This is a genomic window from Bradyrhizobium sp. FW305-F6 (genome assembly GCF_058782905.1).
Genome location: NZ_JBYSYD010000009.1, coordinates 37,759 through 61,667, shown reverse-complemented (window position 1 = coordinate 61,667; position 23,909 = coordinate 37,759). Strand labels below are relative to the sequence as shown.

Annotated in this window: 14 protein-coding genes and 2 pseudogenes; 12 read left to right on the top strand and 4 right to left on the bottom strand. The window is 62.8% G+C overall.

All coding sequences use genetic code 11. The features are described from left to right. Window positions 1-6: 6 nt before the first annotated feature. Both AC3WLX_RS34030 and AC3WLX_RS34025 read right to left on the bottom strand, forming a co-directional pair. Window positions 7-804, bottom strand: coding sequence for a crotonase/enoyl-CoA hydratase family protein (locus tag AC3WLX_RS34030; RefSeq protein ID WP_024343216.1), 798 nt, complete (start codon window positions 802-804; stop codon window positions 7-9). Next, the gene (locus AC3WLX_RS34025) at window positions 801-1,973 is read right to left on the bottom strand and encodes a CaiB/BaiF CoA transferase family protein (protein WP_024343215.1); all 1,173 of its coding nucleotides are present in this window, start codon (window positions 1,971-1,973) and stop codon (window positions 801-803) included. The genes AC3WLX_RS34030 and AC3WLX_RS34025 overlap by 4 nt, the downstream gene beginning before the upstream one ends. A 318-nt stretch (window positions 1,974-2,291) precedes the next feature. On the opposite strand from AC3WLX_RS34025, the gene AC3WLX_RS34020 reads away from it, so the two are divergent. The 4 genes from AC3WLX_RS34020 to AC3WLX_RS34005 all read left to right on the top strand — a co-directional run bounded on the left by AC3WLX_RS34020 (window position 2,292) and on the right by AC3WLX_RS34005 (window position 7,881). Continuing rightward, window positions 2,292-3,923, top strand: coding sequence for an AMP-binding protein (locus tag AC3WLX_RS34020; RefSeq protein ID WP_024343214.1), 1,632 nt, complete (start codon window positions 2,292-2,294; stop codon window positions 3,921-3,923). Between the two features lie 95 nt (window positions 3,924-4,018). Continuing rightward, window positions 4,019-4,996 carry a phosphotransferase family protein gene (locus tag AC3WLX_RS34015; RefSeq protein ID WP_283805945.1) on the top strand — a complete coding sequence of 326 codons (978 nt, stop codon included), beginning with the start codon at window positions 4,019-4,021 and terminating at the stop codon, window positions 4,994-4,996. Further along, window positions 4,993-6,192, top strand: coding sequence for an acyl-CoA dehydrogenase family protein (locus AC3WLX_RS34010; RefSeq protein ID WP_245265987.1), 1,200 nt, complete (start codon window positions 4,993-4,995; stop codon window positions 6,190-6,192). The genes AC3WLX_RS34015 and AC3WLX_RS34010 overlap by 4 nt, the downstream gene beginning before the upstream one ends. Before the next feature lie 45 nt (window positions 6,193-6,237). After that, on the top strand, window positions 6,238-7,881 hold the full coding sequence (locus AC3WLX_RS34005; protein WP_024343211.1) for an acetate--CoA ligase: 1,644 nt from the start codon (window positions 6,238-6,240) through the stop codon (window positions 7,879-7,881). A 41-nt stretch (window positions 7,882-7,922) separates the two neighbouring features. Here AC3WLX_RS34005 and AC3WLX_RS34000 read toward each other — a convergent pair. Continuing rightward, window positions 7,923-8,658, bottom strand: a pseudogene (locus tag AC3WLX_RS34000) (SDR family NAD(P)-dependent oxidoreductase). 173 nt (window positions 8,659-8,831) lie between these two features. Here AC3WLX_RS34000 and AC3WLX_RS33995 point away from each other — a divergent pair. Next, entirely contained in the window at window positions 8,832-9,599 is a 768-nt protein-coding gene (locus tag AC3WLX_RS33995; RefSeq protein ID WP_024343210.1) for a FadR/GntR family transcriptional regulator, read from the top strand. Between the two features lie 97 nt (window positions 9,600-9,696). On the opposite strand, the pseudogene AC3WLX_RS33990 reads toward AC3WLX_RS33995, so the two are convergent. Continuing rightward, a pseudogene (locus AC3WLX_RS33990) lies at window positions 9,697-11,042 on the bottom strand (IS5 family transposase). Between the two features lie 2,113 nt (window positions 11,043-13,155). Here AC3WLX_RS33990 and AC3WLX_RS33985 point away from each other — a divergent pair. From AC3WLX_RS33985 to AC3WLX_RS33955, 7 genes are all read left to right on the top strand, one after another. After that, a complete protein-coding gene (locus tag AC3WLX_RS33985; RefSeq protein ID WP_080654952.1) occupies window positions 13,156-14,217 on the top strand; it encodes a DUF3987 domain-containing protein in 1,062 nt (353 codons plus the stop codon). Next, on the top strand, window positions 14,172-14,930 hold the full coding sequence (locus tag AC3WLX_RS33980; protein WP_049820484.1) for a metallophosphoesterase family protein: 759 nt from the start codon (window positions 14,172-14,174) through the stop codon (window positions 14,928-14,930). The genes AC3WLX_RS33985 and AC3WLX_RS33980 overlap by 46 nt, the downstream gene beginning before the upstream one ends. A gap of 4 nt (window positions 14,931-14,934) precedes the next feature. Then, a complete protein-coding gene (locus tag AC3WLX_RS33975) occupies window positions 14,935-18,492 on the top strand; it encodes a YhaN family protein (protein WP_024342273.1) in 3,558 nt (1,185 codons plus the stop codon). Between the two features lie 121 nt (window positions 18,493-18,613). After that, the gene (locus AC3WLX_RS33970; protein ID WP_155248715.1) at window positions 18,614-19,357 is read left to right on the top strand and encodes an RNA polymerase sigma factor; all 744 of its coding nucleotides are present in this window, start codon (window positions 18,614-18,616) and stop codon (window positions 19,355-19,357) included. Beyond that, window positions 19,354-19,971, top strand: a complete 618-nt coding sequence (locus AC3WLX_RS33965; RefSeq protein ID WP_024342275.1) for a hypothetical protein — start codon at window positions 19,354-19,356, stop codon at window positions 19,969-19,971. Before AC3WLX_RS33970 ends, AC3WLX_RS33965 begins: the two co-directional genes overlap by 4 nt. 3 nt (window positions 19,972-19,974) lie before the next feature. Continuing rightward, complete coding sequence (locus AC3WLX_RS33960) at window positions 19,975-23,334, top strand: ATP-dependent helicase (RefSeq protein WP_024342276.1); 3,360 nt, start codon at window positions 19,975-19,977, stop codon at window positions 23,332-23,334. Between the two features lie 81 nt (window positions 23,335-23,415). After that, complete coding sequence (locus AC3WLX_RS33955; protein WP_024342277.1) at window positions 23,416-23,907, top strand: hypothetical protein; 492 nt, start codon at window positions 23,416-23,418, stop codon at window positions 23,905-23,907. The last annotated feature ends 2 nt before the right edge of the window (window positions 23,908-23,909 follow it).

Below are 23,909 nucleotides of genomic sequence, written 5' to 3'. Positions count from 1 at the left end.
GCCGGCTCAATTGCCGGTGAAGTTGGGCTTTCGCTTCTCCTTGAAGGCGGTGAACGCTTCGCGGTGATCGGACGTTTCGAGCGAGATCGCCTGCATCGCGGCTGCCAGTTCCAGGCTGTCCGGCAATGTCATGTCGAGCGATCGACGCAACAGCTGTTTGGTCATTCGCAGCGCTTGCGGCGGCTGCGCTGCGATCTGCGTCGCCAGCGCGCGTGCGCGCTCCATCAGCTGTTCGTGCGGTACGACCTCCTCGACGAGGCCCCATTGAAGGGCCGTGTCGGGCTTGACGAACTCTCCGGTGTAAGTCATGCGGCAAGCCTTCGCCAATCCGACCCGCCGCGGCAGGAACCAGGCGCCGCCGTCGCCCGAGATCAGGCCGACGCGGAGAAAGCTCTCGGCAAAAGACGCTTTCTCGGACGCGATGCGCAGATCGCACATCAAGGCGAGATCGCAGCCTGCACCGACGGCTGAACCGTTCACCGCGGCAATCGTCGGCACCTGGCAATGATAGAGCGCGAGCGGGATTTGCTGGATGCCGTGAAGATAGACGCGCCGTGCATGGAACGGCGGCCCGGCGAAATGGCCCGTGCGCGTCACCATGTCTTTAAGGTCGCCGCCCGAGCAAAACCCGTCGCCGGCGCCCGTGATCACCATGCACCCCACGCTCATGTCGCGGTTGATCCGGTCGCATGTCGCGACGATGGTCTCGATCATCTCGTCCGATATCGCGTTGCGGAGATCGGGACGGTTGAGCTCGAGCGTCAGCACCCCGTCCTGTTCGGTGATCTTGATGTGTTCGGTCATTGCGTCACTTCATCATTGGGGCGAGAAAGCGCGCCCGTGGTGTAGAGGTCGTCGAGTTCACGCGGCGAAAAGCCCCAGTCGCGCAGAACCTCCTGTGCATTCGCGCCGATGACGGGAGGCGGGTGCGGAACGGCCGGCGCTGTCCGGCTGAAGCGGGGCGCGGGTCCGGGCTGGGTGACGCCGGCGATCTCGACGAAAGTGCCGCGCATCCGGTTGTGCGGGTGTTGCGGCGCCTCGTTGAACGTCAGGACCGGAGCGAAGCACGCATCACTGCCTTCCATGAACTCGCACCATTCATCGCGGGTCCTGGCGCGAAATATCTCGGCGAAGCGCTGACGCATCTCGGGCCAGCGCAAGCGGTCGAACTGTTCCGGAAACGTCGCCGGATCGATCTTCAAACGCGCGAGCAATTCCTGAAAAAAGCGGTGTTCGACCGGGCCGATCGAGACGAACTTGTCGTCCGAGGTCGCGTAGGTGTCATACCAAGGCGCGCCGGAATCCAGGATGTTGGTGCCGCGTTCCTGCTGCCATAACCCCAGCGCGGCCATACCGTGAATGGCGGTCGCCAGATACGCCGATCCATCCACCATCGCCGCGTCGACCACCTGGCCCTTGCCCGAGCGTCCGCGCTCGTAGAGGGCCGCGAGTACGCCGAAGGCCAGAAACATGGCGCCGCCGCCGAAATCGCCGACCAGGTTCAGAGGCGGAACGGGCGCGGAGCCCTGTCGTCCGATTGCGCTCAGCACGCCGGACAACGCGATGTAGTTGATGTCGTGACCGGCCCGCGACGCTTCGGGGCCCTCCTGACCGAAACCGGTCATGCGGCCATAGACGAGTTTGGGGTTGGCGGCGAGGCATGGCTCAGGACCGAGGCCCAACCTTTCCATCGTGCCGGGCCTGAACCCTTCGATCACGACATCCGCCTGCGCGATCAGGCGCATCGTCGCGGCAACGGCTTCGGGCTTCTTGAGATCGAGCGCGATCGATTTGCGGCCGCGACGAAGCACGTCGAAGCGCGGCTCCTTGCCGAGATCGAGGCCGAGATCGGCGCGCGCGACGCGATCGACCCGCACGACCTCGGCACCCATGTCGGCGAGCAGCATGGCGCAGAACGGCGCGGGTCCGATGCCCGCCATCTCCACGACGCGTAAGCCCGTCAACGGCCCCATGGACGTCCTCCGAAGGATGCGGTCGCGGACACTCAAGGCCTGTCGACCGGCTTATGATTTTATTGCCCGACAGAAAAGCGCTGCATTCGGTTCGCGTCAATAGGCTTCGAGGGCAGCGCGTTGAACCGGTGGAAGTCCACATTGTGTCTTTGGATCAAATAGTTAATGTATAGTTGTGAGTTATTTCCTGGAACACTGAAATGTGAAAACATACGAGCCTGCCGGTTGCCAAACTCGATATTGTGGCGCTAGTTTCAGTCCGACAATAATGATCTCCGCCACGTTGAACTCACGGCGAGGCGCGGTTTGGGAGGCACAATGCTCATCACGCGTTCGGACAGTTATGATGAGACATACCGGTCGTTTCGCTGGAATATCCCCAAAGCCTACAACATCGCGTCCGATGTGTGCGACCGCCACGCTGGCGGCGATGCGGTGGCTCTGATCCACGACCGCGGCACCGGCGACGTCAGACATTACACCTTCCGCGATATCCAACGCTCCGCCAACCGGCTCGCCAATGTTTTTTCGCATTACGGATTAGCGCGCGGCAGTTTCGTCGCGATTCTGCTCGGGCAGGATCCTGAAGCCGGAATTACCCATGTCGCTTGCTGGAAGGCCGGCCTGGTCTCGGTGACCATCTCCCGATTGTTCGGGGTCGAGGCCGTTGAGCACCGGCTCGGCATTAGCGATGCGCGCGTGCTCGTCACCGACAAGGCAGGATGGTCCGTCGTCGCGCCGATCCGGGACCGGCTGCCGCATCTCCAGCACGTTCTGATCGTCGACGGCGTCAGCGACGGCGCCTCCGATTTTTACGCCGCCATTGCGCGCGCCAGCGATCACTTCTTAAATATCGGCACATCGTCGGCGGATCCGGCGTTCATGAACTTCACGTCAGGGACGACCGGGCCGGCCAAGGGCGTGCTCAAGGCGCACCGCGCGATGATCGGCGTCATGCCGAGCATCGAGTTCTGCCATGATTTCTTTCCGCAGCCAGGCGACTTGTTCTGGTCGCCGGCGGATTGGTCCTGGCTGGCAGGCTTCATGAACATCCTGATGCCGGCGTGGTTTCACGGCAAGCCGGTGCTGGCATTTCGGGCGTCCAGCTTCGATCCCGAGCAGGCCGTGGCCATGATGGTGAAGCATCGGGTGCGCAATTCGCTGCTGACGCCGACAATGCTGAAGATGCTGCGTCAGGTCGGGCGATTGCCCGAGGCCCTGGATCTGAGGTCGGTCGTGAGCGGAAGCGAGGCGGTCGGCGCCGAACTGGTGAGGTGGGCACAGGATGCATTGAAGGTGAACGTCAACGTCGTGTTCGGTCAGACCGAGTGCAACTCGACGATCGGCAATAACGGGCGCGTCATGCCGTTCAAGGCCGGCGCGCTGGGGCGGGCGATGCCCGGGCACGTCTGCGCGGTCGTGGATGATTCCGGCCAGGAGGTTGCGCCGGGCACGATTGGCAATATCGCGTTTCGCAGGCCGGACCCCCTGATGCTGCTCGAATATTGGCGTGACGCCAAGGCGACGGCAGCCAAGTTCATCAGCGACTGGATGATCACCGGTGACCTCGGGACGTGCGACGAGGAAGGCTATTTCTGGTTCCATGCCCGAGCCGACGATATCATTTCCAGTTCGGGGTACCGGATCGGTCCGGGAGAGATCGAAGACGTATTGATCAAGCATCCCGATGTCGCGATGGCCGCGGTGATCGGCGTGCCCGATCCGGTCCGAAACGAGTCGATCAAGGCCTTCATCGTGCTGTCGCGCAGCGTCGTGCCATCCGACGACATCAAGGAGAGCATACGGACGCTGGTCAAGACGCGGCTCGCCAAACACGAGGCGCCGCGTGACATCGAGATCGTCGATGCCCTACCTCTCAGCGCCAACGGCAAAATCTTGCGGCGCGAGCTGCGCGAGCGCGAAATTCGCAAAATGGGTGGTTCGAGTTGAGCGCGGAACCGGGAGACGCTTCGAAGTTTCTGCCGCTCGAGGAAACCGTGCCCTGCGACTGGGGCAGGCTGTCCGGCTATTTGAAGACCAACGGCATGCGCGTCGATCTCGAGCGACCGATCCGGCAGTTTGCCGGCGGCCTCGCCAATCGCAACTATCTGATGGTCGTGAACGGCAAGCCCGCGGTGTTGCGCCGGCCGCCCGACGGCGATCTGCCGCCCGGCGCCCACGACATGGCGCGCGAGCACCGCATCCTGTCGCGGCTTGCGGACGCGCTTCCATTCGTGGCGCGCGCGCTGCACTATTGCGACGACTGCAGCGTCATCGGCGTTTCATTTCAATTGATCGAATACCGGCCGGGCCTGGTCATCCGTGGTGCCGACCTGTCGCCCTTGAATGATCGCACCGATGCACCCGGCAAACTTTCCGCGATGATGGTCGAGACGCTGGCGGCCCTGTATCGGGTGGATTGCCGCAAGATCGGTCTCGACGACCTCGGCCGTCCCGACGGATTCATCGGACGTGCCATCGCGGGATGGTCCAGACGCGGCGCGCTGGTCACCGACAACGCGGCGCTGAAGGCGCTGCTGCAGGACGTGTCGCATTGGCTCTCCCGGCAGTTATTCCGCGAACGGTCTCCGACCCTGCTGCATTGCGACTTCAAGCTCGACAATCTGATCCTCGATCCGCAAGCTCTGGTACCGGTCGCGCTTGTCGACTGGGACATGGGCACGCGGGGCGATCCCTTGTTCGACCTGGCAACCCTGTTGAGCTACTGGGCCCAGCCCGACGATCCGCCGGCGTTGCAGCGGCTCGGGCAGATGCCCACGGCCCATCCGGGCTTCTGGCGGCGCAGCGAGGTCGCGCGGCGCTACGCGGCGCTCACCGGCGAGGATATCGACGATCTGCCAGCGCTGCGTGTGCTGGCACTGTTCAAGCTTGGCGTCGTGTTCCTACAATTGCATCGGCAATGGATCAACGGTGCGGTGAAGGACGATCGCTACGTCGAATTCGCTCGCCTGGGCGAAGACATTCTTCTCGTTGCGCGTGACGCGACGGGCGGCTCTGAATGAGGAAACCGATGGTCAACCAGCTCGACATGAACTTCTCCCTGCCTGCGCACGTCACCGAACTCGCCGATCGCGTGAAAGCCTTCGTCGTCGATCAGGTGATTCCGTTCGAGAAGGACAAGCGCTGGACGTCGCATGGGCCGACCGACGAGCTGCGGCGTGAGCTCAACGCGCTCGCGCGCAAGGCCGGCGTCTTGGCGTTGCATGCGCCGGCCGAGTATGGCGGCCAGAAGCTGTCGCATATCGGTCGTTCGGCGGTGTTCACGGCCGCCGGCTATTCGATGCTGGGGCCGGTGGCGCTGCATTGCGCGGCGCCCGATGAGGGCAATATCCATCTGCTCGACGTGGTCGCACGGCCGGATCAACGCGAACGCTATCTGAAGCCGCTCGCGACGGGAGAGGTGCGCTCCTGCTTCTGCATGACGGAGCCGGCTCCCGGCGCAGGCTCCGATCCGGCCCAGATGCAGACCACCGCGCGGCGTGAAGGCAACAGCTGGATCATCGACGGCGAGAAATGGCTGATCACGGGCGCCGAGGGGGCCGCCTTCGCGATCATCATGGCGCGTGCGACCGGTGAGGGGCTGGACGGCGCGGCGACCATGTTTCTCGCCGACATGTCGGATCCCGCCATCACGATCGAGCGGACGCTCGACACCATCGATTCCAGCTTCGTCGGCGGCCACGCCGTGGTTCGCTTCAACGGACTCCGCGTGCCGGCCGATGCCGTGCTGGGCGAGATTGGGCAAGGCTTCCGCCATGCCCAGGTAAGGCTTGCGCCGGCGCGGCTGACGCATTGCATGCGCTGGCTCGGCTCGGCGATCCGGGCCCATGAGATCGCAACCGAATTCGCGCGTCGCCGCACGGCTTTCGGTCATCCGATCGGCCAGCATGAAGGCGTATCGTTCATGCTTGCCGACAATGCGATGGACATCCACCAGGTTCAGTTGACGATCTGGCATACGGCATGGCTTCTCGACAAGGGCGAGCGCGCCTCGACGGAGAGCTCGATGGCCAAGGTGATATGCTCCGAGGCGATCGCCCGCGTCGCCGACCGCTCGCTGCAGATCCTCGGCGGCCTCGGCACGACGCGCGATACGGTGGTCGAGCGGTTCTATCGCGACGTGCGCGCGTTCCGCATCTATGACGGCCCCTCCGAGGTGCATCGCTGGGCAATCGGACGCCGGATCGTGGGGAAGTGATCCGGATGGCAAGCTCGAACAAGCCGTGCATGACGGGAGGATGAGATGCGGGACGTCTGGTCGTTCAACGAGGTGAGCGGGGAAACAGCCGAGAACTACGATGCGCTCCGCGCCGGGTTCGATTGGCGGGTACCGGAGACGTTCAACTTCGGCGCGGACGTGATCGATCGTCGCGCTCGGGAGCAGGACGGTCCGGCGCTGATCTGGCAGGACGCGGCAGGCAGCACGCAACGATACAGCTATTCCGACCTGTCGCGACTCTCAAACAAACTGGCCGACGTGCTGCGATCCCGGGGCATCAAGAAGGGCGATCGCGTCATCGTCATGCTGCCGCGCCTGCCTGAATGGTTCATCGCCCTGATCGGGATCATGAAGATCGGTGCCGTCCCGATCCCCTGCATCGAGATGCTGACCGCGCGCGACATCGAGTACCGGGTTTCCAACGCCGAGGCGAGCGCAGCGATCTGCCGCGCCGAACACACCGCCAAGTTTGCATCGGTTCAAGATGCCATTCCCGTTCGCATCGCTCTCGGCGAAGCTGAAAGCTGGCTGGATTGGAACGGTGAGCTGGCGAAAGCGTCGGAACAGCTCAGCCCTGCGGTGGTCCGTGCCGACGATCCGGCCATCATGTACTACACCTCGGGTTCGACGGGGCATCCGAAGGCCGTGGTGCACGCGTCCCGCGCCATCTATGCGTGGCGCGTTTCGGCGATCTACTGGCTGGATCTGCGTCCGGGCGAAGTGATCTGGTGCACCGCCGATACCGGATGGAGCAAAGCCGGAACGAGCATCATTTTCGGGCCGCTGAGCTGCGGCGCCTGCGCGTTCTTTTACGATGGGCCGTTCGTTCCGAGCGAACGGCTTGGCTTGTTGCGTCGGCACGGCGTCACCGTGTACTGCGCCGCCAGCACGGAATTGTCGCGCGTCGTTGCCGAGGTCGGCACCAGAGCGGACATGGGAAGGCTGCGCCGCGTCGTCACCGCAGGCGAAGCCATGAACCCCGTGGTTGCCGAACGATGGCAGGAGGTGACCGGCATCCGGATCGATGAGGCCTATGGGCAGACCGAAGCCCTGATGGTGGCGTTGAACTACCCCGGAGAGGATGTGCGATACGGCTCGATGGGCCGTCCTTCACCCGGAAGCGATCTGGACGTGATCGACGCCGGTGGAAACCGTCTGCCGCCCGGCCAGGAAGGCGACCTCGCGCTCAAGGTGCCCAATCCGCAGCTCATGCTCGGCTACTGGAAGGAGCCGGACAAGACGGCCGCGTGTTTCGTCGACGGTCCTGACGGGCGCTGGTATCTCACCAGCGACCGGGCGGAGAAGGACGCCGAAGGCTATCTCTGGTATCGCGGGCGGTCCGACGACGTCATCAATTCGGCAGGCTATCGCATCGGTCCGATCGAGGTCGAAAATGCCCTGGCGGAACATCCACTGGTGCAGTCGTGCGCCGTCGTCGCCAGCCCCGATCCCGAGCGCGGCGAAATCGTGAAGGCATTCGTCGTGCTACGCCAGGGAGGTGAGCCATCGCCCGATCTGACGAGAGCGCTGCAAGATCATGTCAAGTCGGTGACCGCACCATACAAGTATCCGCGCGCGATCGAGTATGTGAGCGAACTTCCCATGACAATCACGGGCAAGATCCGGCGCCGCGAGTTGCGCGACCGCGAGTTCGCGCGACGCACCTGAAGCGTGACACTTTGCGAATCATGCTCCGGCTGGACGGCGGTTCAGGCCAGCGTGATGCCGCCGTCCACGATGAGCGTCTGTCCGACCATGTAGCTCGACAACGGAGATGCCAGGAACAGGGCGGTGCCGACCATATCCTCCGGCTGTCCGAGCCGTTTCAACGGGACGCGGTGCTCGGTCGCCTCTCGTCGCTTTGGACGATCGGTCGTCACCTTGGTGAGCTTGGTGGCGACTAAGCCGGGTGCGATGCCGTTGACCCTGATCCCGTCCTCCGCCCAAGCCTCTCCCAACGTACGCGTGAGGCCAACGGCGCCCGCTTTCGAGGCGTTGTAGGCCGGGTTGCCTTTGGTCGAGCGAAACCCTGCCATCGAACTGAGAATGATGATCGACCCTCGGCTGGCTCTCAGCATCTCGTGGAATTTGAGGCTGCACGCCATCAGGCTGTTGAGGTTCACATCGATGATTTGACGAAACCCCTGCATTTCGAACTCGCGCCGACCGTACAGCACGATTCCCTGTGACAGGACGAGCACGTCAAGATTCGGGAAGGCTGGCTGCAACGATTCGATGGCATCGAAATCGCTGACATTCACCTGGGAATAGTGCACCGGTGAGGTCGCAACCTTGCTCCGCGGCATAGTCGGACGCCGATTGCCGGGTTCCCCAGACGTGGACATCGGCGCCGCGCAAACGAAATCCCTGCGCAATCGCATTGCCGATACCGCTCGATCCACCGACCACCAGCACCGATTTTCGCGCGAAATCAATATCGTCCAAGGTTCCAACCTCCGCGGTAGGGTCATCTAAAACGGCGATTATTGTCGGACAATAATGTGGGTTATCGTCGCAAGTTGTCAAATCGATCGCACAATCAACCAGAAGATTCTGTCTATTGTTGATATTTTTCTGCACCGCGGTACTGTGTAGCATACCAATTTGTCGGACTAAAAATGGCGCTAGTTGACGATCTGAATGCTTCATCGCGCGAGCGAAACGAACCGGCATACCGATTGGTGGTACGCACCATTGAGGCCAGGGTCATGTCCGGCCAATGGGCAGTCGGCTACCGCGTGCCTTCTGAGACGGCATTGGCCGAGGCGTTCGATGTTCACCGTTCGACCATTCGAGAAGCGATACGGGTATTGGAGCAGAATGGCCTGGTTCGTCGTCACGACGGCGGCAAGCTTCTTTACGTCACCGCGCCGCGCGAGGCCGATATCTCGCAGAGGGTCACGGCGGCGATCGTCCTGCATGAGATCAGCTTCTTCGAGTTGTGGGAAAGCATGCGCTGTCTCGAGCCCGTGCTGGCCGAATGCGCCGCGACACGAATCGACAACGATATGCTTGAGGCGCTCCGGACCAATGTCGAGAACACCAAGGCGGCGCTTGAAGACAAGCAGGGCCTGGTCGACCTTGATATCGAATTTCATCAGATCATTGCCCGGGCCTCGCGAAATCGCGCGCTCCAGCTCAGCCGCCAGCCCATGAGTCAGCTGTTCTACCCGGCCTTCCTTCGGGTTTTCTCCCGCCTGAATGCCGGCGAGCGTCTGGTGTTTGCGCATGAGAAGATACTCAATGCGCTGACTGAGCGTGACGGGAAGGAGGCGCGCTCCTGGATGGACAAGCATATCGTCGATTTCAGGCGCGGTTACGAACTCGCCAATTTCGATATTGAGTCACCGGTTGTCTGGCCGATGCCGATTGGGCCGACCGCCTGAAATGTGCGGAAGACCGCAGGTGACGTAATCCGCTTAGCGTCCACCCACTTCGCAGCGCCGATCAGCGAAGCGCATTCCGCCATTCTCCTGTCGTCCGTTAAGAAGCCGATTGCAGCGATGAGCGGTCGCTGATTGCAGCGATGAGGGCGCGCAGGATTAGGCACCAAAGAGCCCTGAGCCAGGCGAGGATGCGGCGGAAGTTGTGGCCGACGGCGGAGAGGATGACGTTGGCGGCATCGCCGGCGCGGCCTTTGAGGTAGCAGCGGCCGAGGTGACCATCGGTCTTCAGGTGTCCGATGATGGGTTCGATAGCGGAGCGGCGGCGCAGCTCGCGCTTGATGATACCGAAGACGCCGCGTTTTTGACCCGAAATGAAGACGCGACGGGGATTTTGCGCGTCGTGGCCGCGGTATCCCTTGTCGACATAGGCCCGCTCGATCGCGCAGCCGGTGAGCGTCTCGGTGCGGTCGATGACGTCGCGCAAGGTGTGACCGTCGTACGGGTTATCGGGCAGAGCCCTGGCGTGCAGCACGAAGAGGCCACCGGGAGCACGGCGGTTGTTGGTGACGATGGAGGCTTTGACACCGAACTCGTAAGGCGCGGCTGCTTTGCCCTTGCCGATGCACTCACCTCCGGGGCGTGAAAGGAATAGAGCTTCCAGCCGCGCTGGCGCTGCTGCTGCGAGCGGATCTGCGAAGCCCGGCTGAGCGGGAGGGCGAGCGCGTTCTCGAGCGCAGCCTGACCTTCGATTTTGCGGCGGATATCGCGGATGATCCGGCCCAGCCGGCTGCGCAGAATGCGCAACTGCCGGTAATGCCGCTTGAATTGCTTGGCATGGGCGTAGCGCCCCGCCATCATGGCCGCGGTCCTGGCAATGCGAAGATAGGACTGCCGCAGCCTGACCCCGTGCTTCCTCGCCAGGCGGTTGAGCCCCTTGATCGCTGCGTGCAGCAGCTTGGCGTCGGTCGGGAAGGTGATCGCCTTCGGCTGCACGGTGGTATCGACCGTGACACGCTTGAGGTCCTGGCTGCGTAACGCGCCGGCCTCGTGCGCCACCCGCAAGCTCTCGGCCAGCAACAGCTCCAGCTTGTCGCCGAGCCGCTTGCGCCAATGGCTCAGGTCCGAGCGCTCGTGCGGGAACGCGTGCTGGAAGAATTCTTCGCCGGTGAAGTACTGGAAATACGTGTCGTGGACCCAACGCTCGCACACCCCCTAATCGGACAGGCCGTAAATGTGCTTGAGTAGCAGCAGCCCGATCACGAAGCGGGTCGCGATGCCCGGCCGACCGTTCTCGCTGTAGAGCGGCGCGATCTCGCCGTCGAGCCAGTCCCAATCGATCTTGCCGGCGAGCTGAACCAGCTCGTGCTTCATGTTGATGATCTGGTCCAGCCTGGCCCGGAACAGATCGCCCGATCCCGTCGTCCTGTGCTTCTTCGGTCGCATCGCCACCTCCGATACGACGAAGGAATCATGACTGGCGATTCGACGGAATCCTGAAAATGAAATTGCAAGGTTCCGATGCTCGACCCATCAAAACCCTGCAATCCCAAAACATCCACAAAGACAAATGCGATTCTGGCTCAGTCGCTTAGCCGAACTTCACGGACGACGACGTAATGGCAACCGGTCGAGACCGAGGATCGGAGAACCCGTACCTGTGCATGCGCATCAAGCGCGACAACAGTGGCTGGGACCCGATCCGCGGACTACCATTAGGGCCCGCGGACAGAAATCCGCTTTCGATGAGGCCGGAGCGATGACCGCACCCCGACCATCAGTCGCCAAGACGTCGAAAAAGTCCTTGCCATGCGGACGCCATCCAGCGATGCACAGGTGTGCCCCCCACGGGAGTCAACAAGGATCAACGTTTACATCTGCTGACTATTGTTGACTTCCGTCAGCTCCCTCCCCGCACTATCGTTAACACGTGGACAGCAAGGGTGTCTTCGGCCGAAGAAGCGCCGACCTTGCGTGAGGACGATCTGGCATTCTGGCAAATTCAACCTCTCCAGCTTCTTCAACGGACCAAGCGTATGGCCGGACTCCTTCCAGCCGAATTGACAAGCAAGAACGACGAAGATGAACCGTGCAACCGTCGGCACTGAGTTGAAGCAAGAGTTCGGTGTCTTCTGAACCGACCTCATGCCACACGCCACCAGGCCATCGTAAGTTCGGTCGAAGGGTCGGCCACGGGCGATCACGCTGGCTCAAGATCAGTGCCGGTTTCCTCCGCGCTATCGCGGATTTGGCATTTTGGCAGTCGGGGGAAGATCGCTGCCTGTAATGAAAGAAGGCGAATATGTAACTTTCCTTCCCTGCCTGAGCCTCATCTCAGGGTATTGCCCGGTAGGATCGGTTTGCAGCCAGGTAGCTGTCAGGTTTGTCGCGCGAATGGCGCGCGACCTCACCAGGGACCGCAAAGCTGCGGACAACACGATGATCTTCAGTCCTTCACTCCGCTGGCACCAACTACGACCCCATTTACCGACTTATCGATCGCGGTTTCGCTTTCGTAACCGAAATCGCAACTCTTAGTTCGGACGCCAATGTGAACATTTTCCAGAGCGATGACCTGGCCGGGCGGTACTTGCCGAGTCCGATTCACGTACTTGCGGACAAACTGACGCGGAATCTGGCCTGCATCCGCACGAACCCCGGTCTTTTTGCTTTTTCGCCGATGAGCGTATTCGAGGCAGAGCATCGCTGCGCCGATTGCCCCACGCCACGATTTGCAATCGGGCCATCGCGGTCGCGATATGGCTTTCATGAGGTTTCCGAAAGCGTGTTGCAAATCCAAATTGAAATCAGTCGTGCCGGGGCGCCGGCGACTTCATGTTGCAGATTGATCAGGTGGAATATTGAACTGTGATGAATGAAAACGCGGTCAGCGTCGTCGCTGACAACCGCTTGGCGTGTCGTGACCAGACTGACGTTGAGGCTAGCCGCGTATGGCTGAAAGCACGGCTTGAGGCGCTCGCGTTGAAGGCGGCGGATTAACCCGGAACGGAAAGTCTAGCTGATGCGCGCGGCATGCCCTGTGCCGGCGCATCACAAATGGGCCTCTCTTGAGTATCAGGCGCAGCCCAGCGCGCTTTACGTAAAATCCGCGGATGTCATACGACCCAGGATAGTTACCATTTTGCTCTGATCGAGCTTTGGCATTTTGGCTTTTCGGCAGCGCCGCCGTCAATCCAGCTTCGATTGGGGGGCGCGCCCGGTTGTCTTGAGCATGAATCCGAACATGAGACGGATCATTTGAAGACGTATGCACCTGTCAAAATGCCAATATGCCAGAATTGCCGGGACTAGGCCTAAAACCAGTCCCGTAGCTCCGCATTAACGGCTTTTGACATTTTGGCATTTTGGCAGGGCCGGTGCTCCCCGATGATGAAAGAAGGCCAACACGAAAATTTCGACCAATCTTCCCTGCCGGAGCCCTTATCTCGGGGTGTTGCCCGGTAAGGTCGGTTTTCCGCCGGGTAGCTGTGAGGTTCGTCGCGCGAATGGCGCGTGACGCGTGACCTCACCAGGGACCGCAGAATTGCGGAAAAACCATATGGCCAGACAAGCTAAGCCCAAGCAGGAGCCGAAACTCAACCAGGCTAACGTGCACGAATTAGGGGCCGATGCCCCCATCATGATTGGCTCGGCGGAGGCATCGGGAGCGGAGCGTCCCGATGCCTCCAACACCGACGGGTGGCCGACCTTCGATCCTTCGTTTCTGTTGCCGACGACGTCGCCGGCTCCGCGCTTCCCGGTTGAGTCATTGCCGGCGAACCTTCGTTCGCTGGTTGTAGATTTTGCGGAGGCCCGCTTGCTCTGCGCCGACTATGTCGCGGGCTCCATCTTGACCGCCTGCTCGGGCGCGATCGGCAACCGCGCCCGCCTTCTGACATTCGACGGCGATGCAGAGCCCCTGGCGGTGTTCACCGGCCTTATCGGGCCGCCGTCAGTCGGCAAATCGCTGGGGATCAGTGTGGTTGAACGGCCTCTTCTTGCGATCGAGCACGAGATGCAGAAAGCGCACGGGTTGATGCTGAAGGGGACCGAGCACAAATTCCTGGAGAAATTCGACCGAAAGCTGCGCGAAACCGTCGCGCGGCGCCTGTTGCTCGAAGGCATTCCGATGGAGAACGAAGCTTCCGATGGAGATGGTGTCGTCGCGGCGCCCGGGATCATTCTCTCGGAGTTCAGTGGTGCCGGCCTGCTGGATGAGCTTCGCACCGGAATCGATGGCCGCATGATGCTCTCGCACGAACTCAGCGGTGCGTTGGCGTTCGGAGCATCAAATCAAGGTCTCCGGTCGCGCGGCCTCATCCTGAAGGGCTACGATGGCAAGCCGCACGTCGTTCGCACCAAGAGCGAAGGGAAGGTTTTCATTCCGGCGCTTCTGGTCTCAATTTTGGGCGCGACGCAGCCGAGCCGACTTCCTGCGCTGCTGGGCGACGCTCACGACGGATTGGCTGCACGAACGTGGTGGATCTATCCGGACGTCGAGCCGCGCGTCCAGTTGCCGCGCGCACCGGGGCCTGTCGAACGATTGTCGGCACTCTTGAGCCGTCTTTGGGCGGGATGCAGGGGCACGCAAATTATGCGCCCTGCGTCATCGAGGATCTGATCAACAAGGGCTACGACTATGGGGCGCTTGCGCATGTGCATCAAGCCGCGGTTCTCAATGAGCGGCCGCATGTCGTCTTCTGCGGCAACCTGCAAGGCCGACACATCCGCGAAAGCGGCCCGAAAGGCGCTTCGCCTGTCGCGGTCGAGGACGGCCAGGTCGAGGCGATCTCGCCGCTCCACGTGGATTGCGTGCGCTGGATCCATTTGCCGGTGCCGGTGGGCTCTTGCAACGCATCGGCCGACGCCATCGATCGCGTGCGCGCGGCAATCGAGAACGCCGTGGCGCGCAACGCGCAAGGCCGTCTTTTGGCATGCAGGGTTGAGTTGACCGGGCAGACAAAGCTGCACGGCGAGTTGCTCGCGTCGGCGGATCGCCTCCTTGCAGAGGCGCGGGCCGCCGCTTTGGGCTTGGGCGAGGAGACGGCCTGGATCGAGCGCCTCGTTATCGCGACCGCAAGCCCTGACGCCTCAGCCTCCCGCAAGGACGCTCTGGGCGATTTGCAGCGGATGATCCAGGGCGCCGGAGGCGATGCTGACCTTCAGGCGCGGCTCGCGTCGGAGCTTGGCGATCTCGTCCGCAAGCTGCCCCACGATATCCGAGCGGAGTCGAGCGACGCTGCATTGAAGGCCGCCATCGATGCCGACATCGCGGGCGTCATCACGCATGCCGGCGCGTATCTCAATGCACGCCTCGCAGCAGAGAAGGTGTAATCCGATGCGCATCCGACAGCTTGATCTTCTCAAGTATGGGCATTTCACGAACGCCACCATCGACCTTCCGGCTGGCAAGCCGGACTTCCAGATGCTGCTCGGCGAGAATGAGGCCGGCAAGTCCACGACCATGGGCGGTGTCGAAGATTTGCTCTTTGGCATCCCGGCTAATTCACCGCGCAACTTCCTGCACGAGTACAACGCCATGCGGGTGGGAGCGCTCCTGGAGAAGGGCGTCGAGACGCTCAAAGTGCGCCGCCGCAAAGGCAACAAGGACACGCTGCTGGGTGATGACGACATTCCGCTCCCGTCGGGCGAGGGGGCGCTCGCCCCGTTTCTTGCGGGCGCGGATCGCCGCTTCTACACACGGATGTTCAGCCTCGATCATCCACGCCTGCAACAGGGCGGCAAGGACATCTTGCAAGCCCAAGACGATGTCGGCCAGATGCTGTTCTCGGCGAGCGCCGGCATCACGGGCCTGCGCGAGACACTTAAAGCCATGGAGGCTGAAGCCGACGCGCTTTGGGCCTCGCGCCGGGCGGCGCACCGCAAGTATTTCCAGGCGGAAGAACGCCTGAAGGCAGCCGAAGCGGGCTTGCGCGAAAACGTCGTGACCACAAGCAAGTGGCAGTTGCTCAAAAGCACCTTCGAGACATCGAACGATGCACACACCGCGATCGAGCAGGAAATCGAGCTCAAATCGGCGGAGCTGAGCAAGCTCAACCGCATTCGCCGTGTGTGCCGCGACGTACGCAAGCGCGCGGAGACGCAAAGCGCCATTGAGACGCTCGGGACCGTAATTGCGTTTGATGCCGATGCCGCCCGAATCCTGGAGGCGGCGGCGGCTGATGAAGCCGCGGCCACCGCGCGTATCGTCGCCTTGAGCGAGCAGATTGCGGCCCTTGAGGTCGAACGGGGAGCGCTCAACTTCGATGACGGATTGCTCGCGCGCGCCGAAGACATCGCGCAACTTCGTGATCGCCGCATTCAGGTCCGGGCCGGCAAAGCCGATCTCCCCAAGCGGCGGGCGGAACTTGCGGCGGCCGAGGCGGCACTCCTTCGACTCGCCGCAGAACTCGAATGGAGCGGTGACCTCGATCAGGTGATCGGGCGGATTCCCGCTAAGGCCAAAGTGGCCGCCCTTCGCGGCTTGCTCAATCGGCGCGGCGCGCAGTCCAGCGCGGTTGAGAATGCAAGAGGGGCCGTGGCCGAAGCGCAGGAGAAACTCGCCGAGATCGAGGCCGATATCGAGGCGCTCGGCGCACTGACCGATGTGTCCAAGCTCGCAATGACCATCAAGGCTGTCCGCGAACTCGGCGACCTTGCCGGCCAGATCGCCAATTCCAAGCGCGCCGAGCAGGAGGCGCAGGCCGCGATCGAACGCGCGCTGAAAGCCTTGCGCCCGGCGGTGGCTGAATCTGCCGTTCTTGGGTCCATGCACGTTCCGCCGCTCGCTGCCGTTGAAGCCCACCGTGATGCTTGCCGCGGCCTCGAACAACGGCAGCAGACCTGCCGCGAACGCATCCGCCATGCACAGCAAGAACGCGCACGGCATCGCAAAGCCCATGAGCGCCTGATCGCCGACGAGCAACTCGTCTCGGCCGATGAAATTGAGCGCTTACGCGGCCGGCGCGACGCGGGCTGGTCCATTATCCGGCGGCGCCACCTTGAGGGCGCCGCGGTTCCGGGAGATGAGGTTGCGGCCTTTTCCCCGTCGGGGGTGCTCGCGGAAGACTTCGAGACCGCGATCCAGGTTGCGGATACGGCGGCGGATCGCCGCTTCGAGCATGCCGGCGCGGCCGCGCAGCTCGCGGTCATTGGCCGGCAGATCAGCGAGCAGGACGATTTACTGGAGTCCTTGGGCCTGGAAGAGAAGGCGCTGGAAGAAGAGCGCACGAAGCTCGATGTTGCTTGGAGCCAATTGTGGGCTGGCGTCTTCGCCGCGCCCGAGACCCCGGACGTAATGATCGAGTGGCTGCGCGCACGCTCCGATATCCTGGAACGCATCGCGGCACGCGGCGCAGCCGAGCGGGATACGAGCGCCTGCCAGCAGCGTGTGGCGGAGGCCAAGCGACTCGTCCTGGCCGAACTTGGCGCGCTGGGTCTCTCCACAGATGCGCTGTCCGGCCAGCCGCTCCTTCTGGTCGTGGAGGCCGCCGCTTCGGTGGAACGCACGCATGAAACCGCCGCCAAAGCCCGGCGCGATCTTGATGCCGCGTATCACAAGGCGGCAGGCGCCTTGACGCGCAAGCATAAGGATCTGGAGAAGGCAGAGGCTGAATGGAAAGCGTGGACGGCCGAATGGGCTTCGGCACTGAAGACTCTGCAATTCCCGCTGACAGCGGCGCCCGAGACCGCGGAAGCGCAAATCAATGCCCTCGACGATATGCGCGAAACTTCCGTGCGCATCAATGACCTCAGGCATGAGCGGATCGAAAAGATCGAAAGGGATACGATGGCATTCGAGGCCAACGTGGCCGCATTGGTGCAGGCCATCGCGCCGCACCTGCACGGCACCGATGCCGAGGAAGCCGTCTTGAATCTCGATCGTCTCGCAGCCGAAGCTGCGCGTGTTCGCGATCTCAAAGCCGCCAAAGAGACAGGCATCGGCGGCGTTCAGAAGAAGATCGAGGAATGCCGCGCATCGAGCGCCGAAGCCCGCGACATCATCGCGCGCTTACAGCGGATGGCTTCGGTCTCAACCATCGACGACCTGCGCACCGCCATCCGGCGTTCAGATGAAATGCGTGCGCTGACTGGAGAATTGGATCGCCTCACCAAGGCGCTGACACAGGATGGAGACGGCCTCTCAGTCGCGGACTTGGCCGCCGAGTGCACTGGCATCGATCTCGACGCCACCGCCGCGAAGGAGCAGACGATCAACGACGAAGTACAGGAATTGCGCAACAACCTGATGGAGGCGCGCGAAACCCGCAACGCCGCCCGCCAGGCCTTCGAGGCCATCGGCGGGGACGACAAGGCGGCGAGGGACGCAGCGGATCGCCAAACGGCGCTTGCCGAGATGACTGAGATCGCCGAACAATACGTCCGGCTGCGCTCGGCCATCGTGCTGCTGCAATGGGCGATCGATCGCTACCGGCGCGAAAAGCAGGCGCCATTGCTCAAGCGCGCGGGGGAGCTGTTCGCCATGCTCACCTGCGGATCGTTCAAGACGCTCCAGCTCGAATTCGACGACCACGACAATGTGCAGCTCGCCGGCATCCGCGACGACGGCCGCCGGGTGGCCGTCGCCGGAATGAGTTCCGGCACCGCGGACCAGCTCTATCTCGCGCTGCGCATCGCCGCGGTCGAAGACTATCTTGACCACGCCGAGCCCATGCCGTTCATCGCGGACGATCTGTTCATCAACTTCGACGACAAGCGCGCGGCGGCCGGCTTCCGCGTGCTGGGGGAGCTGGCGAAGAAGACGCAAGTTCTATTCTTCACGCACCACGAGCATCTGCTTGAGGTTGCACGAAAGGCCTTGGGCGTCCCGATTACCGGCGCTACGCTGCCGGCGGCCGCCGCGAGCCCGCCGACGCCGCAGTCGGAGGCCGCCTGAAGCCAAGTTATTTCCCGTAATTTATGGTATCACTCTGATGTTTTTCCTTTTATTTCAATGGCTTAAAGGACGACAAATCTACATTTGAAGAAATATTCGGACCCCGCTTCCGGAATTTTGGATGTGCGGTCGCTTCCTAGGTAGGGCCGCCCTTCCGGATCGCGAGGTTAAAAACATGAAGACAGGTGCCAAGACGCCCGAGGAACCGCCCTCGCCATCCGACCTGGAAGGTTGGAGGCAAGTCGCCGCCGGCAACGGCCTTCGCCGCTTGCCGCCTGGAGACGTCGTGGCCGCGATACAGCACATCGGCCCCAATGGCGATCAACGGCTGCTTGCCGCTCTGATCAACCACGTCTCGGACGAGTTGTTGCGCCGCATCAAACGGCTGGTCGGCAAGAACCACCGCAACGAGGGTGAGGACATTATCTGGCGTGCGCACCACCAGTTGATCGTGGCGGTGCTGAGGCCGAACTCGAAGGACGGGCAGGCGCTCTGCAAGACCTTCAAGACCTGCGTCGAATTCCGCGTTGCCGACGCGATCCGCGCGGAGCGCAAATACGCCTACCGCAACAAGCCCTTCAAGACGCAGCCCGGCGTCGCCGATGACGGCGAGGAAATTCTCGAAACCATCGAGCCGCCCGAGGAAGGCAGCGAGCAGGCGGCCGAGGTTCAACAATTGCTGAATAGGATTCCTGATCCGAGAAAGCGCGAGGCATTCCGCCTGCATATGCACGGATGCCCCCTTGGTCCCGGGATCGGCACGACGTCGATCGCGGAGCAACTCGGAATCAGCGCTAAAACCGCTGGAGAGTGGATCGCCGAGACCAAAGCTCTCCTCAAGATTGAGATAGGAGCCGCCCCATGATTGAACAAAACAGAAATCCCGAACGGGACGACGTGTTGTTCGCATTCCACCAGACTTGCGACAACCCGACCGCTGAGCAGGTGTCCGAATGGACGCGCCGGTATCCGCAGTATGCCGACGATATCCGTGAGCACGCCGCCCTGCGCACGCAGTGGTCTTCGGAGTCCGACGAGCCCGGCGACGAGCCCGACGAGAGCATGCTTGCGCGCGGGCGCAGCCATGCCCTGAATCTGCTTCACAGCGCGCGTCAAGAAGCCGCTGCCGCCCAGAACGTTTCTGAAAAGACATGGCCCCATGCCGTGTCGGCGGCCGGCTTCGATATTCCGCGGCTTGCGCGCTGTATCAACATCGATCGCATGGTTCTGGCCGAGCTGAATGCCGGCCGCATGCGCTTGCCGTTGGGCCGGCGTTTGACGGATGCGCTCACGGACGTACTCGGCATGAGCGCCGCTTGGCTTGAGCGCGTGGTAACCGATCTCTTGGCGGGGCCCCGGCGATTGGGCCACGCCAAGGCGGATGAAGCGCCCACCATCAATACGCGATCCTATGCTGAGGTCATTCAGGCCAGCTCCATGTCGGAGGATGAAAAACACTATTGGCTTGGAGAGGACTAAGGCATGGACGCTTGGCGGGATATCCGGCTCAAGGCGCGCGAATGTCACCGCCAGGCCCTCTTGAAGTCCAAGGGCGTCCGTAAGGCACCTGCGCTGCTCGCGGCTGCGCTGGAAGACGAAGACCTTCAGCTCACCCATTACGCGCCGGGCACGGTCGTGAGCAAAGGTGTTTATGGATTTCTCGACCGCCCTTCGAAGATAATCAACGTCGCGAGCGGCCAGAGCCCGGAAAACGAAGCCGTGGTGACCGCGCATGAACTCGGTCACTACAAACTCCACCGCGATCCCCGCAACGAAGTGACCGCCATCGCGCCTGGCCTTGGCGGCGATCCGATCGATTCAGGCGCGGGCCGCGTGGAGGGCTATTCGCCGAGCGAGCGCAAGGAAGTCCAAGCCGATATTTTCGCCGGCGAGTTTCTCTGCCCGGCCGACTGGCTGCGCGAAGAACTCCTCGCGCATGGCCGCAAGCCTGCGGACATTGCCAAAGATATCGGCGCGCCGCCTGGCCTCGTCCTGAATCAGGCCATCCGTGCTCTGCTCCTGCCGGCGCTGGAAGCCCCCGCCCCGGCTGGCCCCACCCCGAGCTACGCGCTGGATCCCGGCCAGCTTGAGGCCGCGACCTGGAGCGGCGGGCCGCTGCTCGTCGATGCTGGGCCCGGCACAGGAAAAACAAGAACACTTGTCCACCGTATCCAGCACTTGCTGGACAACGGCGCCCCGCCCGCCTCGATCCTCGCCCTCACCTTCTCCAATAAAGCCGCCGAGGAAATGCGTGAGCGGCTGTCCGTCAGCAACGCCGACGCCTCGATCGAAATGTGGGTCGGCACGTTCCACGCGTTCGGGCTGGAGCTGATCACCAAGTATCATCAGCGCATCGGCCGCACGATGAACGTGCGCATTTTGGATGAAACGGGCTCGCTCGCGCTGCTTGAAGCCAACCTCATCCGCCTGCCGCTGCGTTATTTTCAAAACCTATACGAGCCCGCCTATGAGCTGGTGCCCGTGCTGCGGGCGATCTCGCGCTGCAAGGACGAACTCATCACCCCTGCAGAGTACCGTGCCGCCGCCGAAGCCGCGCACAGCGTGGCAGTGACTGAGGAGGAACGCGAAGCCGCCGGCAAAGCGCTCGAAGTCGCGGACATCTATGAGATTTATCAGGATGAATTGGCGAAAGCCGATGCGGTCGATTTCGGGGATCTGGTTCGGCTCGCGGCGCAAGCGCTCGAGCAGAACCCCGACTTGCGCGCCGAGTACCAGGCGCGGATCGAACACATCCTCGTTGACGAATACCAAGACGTGAATCTGGCGAGCGCGCGGCTCTTGCGGGCGCTCGCAGCGCCACAAGCGGATGTGTGGGTCGTAGCCGATGAGCGGCAGTCCATCTACCGCTTCCGGGGCGCGGCGCCCAGCAACGTGCAGCGTTTCGTAACCGAGTTTTCCGGCGCACGGCGTTCACTTGGCATCAATTACCGCTCCGGCTCGCCGGTGGTGCAGGCGTTTCAAACCTTCGCCGCCAGTATGCAGGCCTCCCCCGGCGGACGCTGGACCGCTCAGCGCGGAAGCGTCGGCGCAATCCGCCAGATCGTGGCGCCTTCGGTCGCGGCGGAGGCGGCCGCGATCCGCGACCACATCGAGCAAGCGCGCGCTAACGGCATCCCCTATAGCGAACAGGTCATCTTGGCGCGCAGTCATCTCACGCTCGCGCGCATCACCGGCGCGCTCGAACAACTTGGCGTGCCTCTTCTTTATCTTGGCGATCTCTTCGAGCGCGAGGAGATCCGCGATCTGCTCGCCTTGATCTCAATCGACGCCGAATCCGGTGGAATCGGTTTGGTTCGAGTCGCGCAGTTGCCGGAATACGGCGCGTCCAAATCCGACGCGCTTGCCGTTATCAAATGGGCCGAGGCCAATAACCTGCGCATCTTCGACGCGCTGCGCCGGCTGCCCGAGATTCCGGATCTGACGCCGCAGGGCAGCGCGGGCCTGGCACGTCTTGCGAACCAGCTCGACGGCTTCGGCGCGGGCACTTCGCCCTGGACGCTCCTGACGACGTGGCTTTTTGAGCGCAGCGACTATCTCAAGCCGCGCCTGGCGGCCAACGACTCCAAGGCGCAGCAGCAGCTCGTCGCTATCTATCAGCTCCTCAAGGTCTGCGGTGAAATGGCGGCTGAAGGCGATTCCACCCGCAAGCACATGCTGGTGCGCGTGCGCCGCATCGAGGCCTTGAATGACGATCGCATGTACCGGGCCGTGGCCTCAGAAGCATCCGACCTCAACGGCGTCCGGGTCCTTACCGTTCATGGCAGCAAAGGGCTTGAGTTCAGAGCGGTTCACTTGCCGGCCCTGGCGACTCGATACATGCCGGCGAACCGGCAAGGGGTGCGCTGCCCGCCGCCGCCGAGCTTGCCGCATCTCGCCATCCGCCCCGCCGATCATGAGGCGGAAGAAGAATGTTTGTTTTTCGTAGCCCTTTCGCGTGCGCGGGACTTCCTGTACTTGAGCCGCGCCGAACGCTATAGCGCGAGCCAGTCCGCCAGCGCGTCCAAGTTCTTGTCACCCATCAACGGGCTGGCGCCGGCAGCACGGCGCAATGACTCTCCGCTTCCGGGACGGCTCGCGCGGACCCTCGCACCGCCCGGCGCGCGCACGCTTTATCAGGAGCGCGAGCTTTCTCTTTATATTCAGTGTCCGCAGCGTTATCAGTTCGAGGCCTTGGACGGCCTGCGCGCCATTCGCGACGACTCTCCCTATGTCCGCTTCCATCGCTGCGTGTTCCGCACCATCGGCTGGCTTGAGACGCAGCGGGCCGCCGGCACGCCGTCTGATCTTCCCCCCGCGCTCGCGCAGCTTGGCCAAGAATGGGCGGTGCGCGGGCCGAAGGGACACGGCTTCGAGGCTTACTACCGTGCCTCCGCCGAAACCATGATCACGTCGATGGTGGACGTGATCGCCGCCGAGACGGGCAGCTATGACCAGGGCGAATGGATTGTGGATGTCGGCGGCAAGCAAATCGCGGTGACGCCCGATCGTGTCGTCATCGCTCCCGACGGCACAGTGCACGTGCAGCGCATCCGCACCGGGCGCAAGACCAAGTCGGATCCCGCCAACCGCATCTATGCGCTGCTCCGCCGTGGCGCTACGGCGCGCTACCCCGGGCGGCGTGTCGTGATCGAGGCCTATTACCTTGCGACCCGGGAAGCGGTGCCGATTCCACCTAACAAGGACGACAAGTTGCTGGAGGAATACACCGGCGCCATCACCGACATCGAACGCGGCGCATTCGCGCCGGCGCCGGAGGACGCGCGGCGCTGCCCGAATTGCCAGTGCTACTTCATCTGCGATTTCGTCCAGGGCGTCTCCTAGACTCACTTCCCGAAAATTCTACCTGCCGTCGCTTAGTCCTTAGGGGCCCAATCAAGGGCCGCGCGCCAAAGGGAATAAGCGATGAGCAAGACGATCATCTTCATCCAGGCCGAGGGCAAGCCCGGCGTCACCGAGGCCGAGATCGCGATCCCGGCGACGGTGCGCGACCTGCACGAGGCCTTCAAAACGCACGGGATCGATTTCGACAAGGAACGTGAAGCCTTTGTCGATGAGGCCGAGAACCCCGTGCCGCACGACGCCAAGGCCACGGTCGAGGGCCTCAAGCACGGCTCACGCGTCCACGTGACCCACTGCAAGAAGATCAAGGTCGCGGTCCACTACATGCACCGCACCATCGACCGCGCCTTCGCACCGGGCACCCGCGTGCGCACCGTCAAGCAGTGGGCCGTGCGCGAGCTGAAGCTCAATCCCACAGATGCGGGCGAGCACGTGCTGCAACTCTGCAACAGTACGATCCAGCCGCCGACCGACGCCGCGCTGGCGGAGCTGGTCAACGGCCGGAGCTGCGATGTCTGCTTCGACCTCGTCCCCGAAAAGCGCATCGAGGGCTAGCC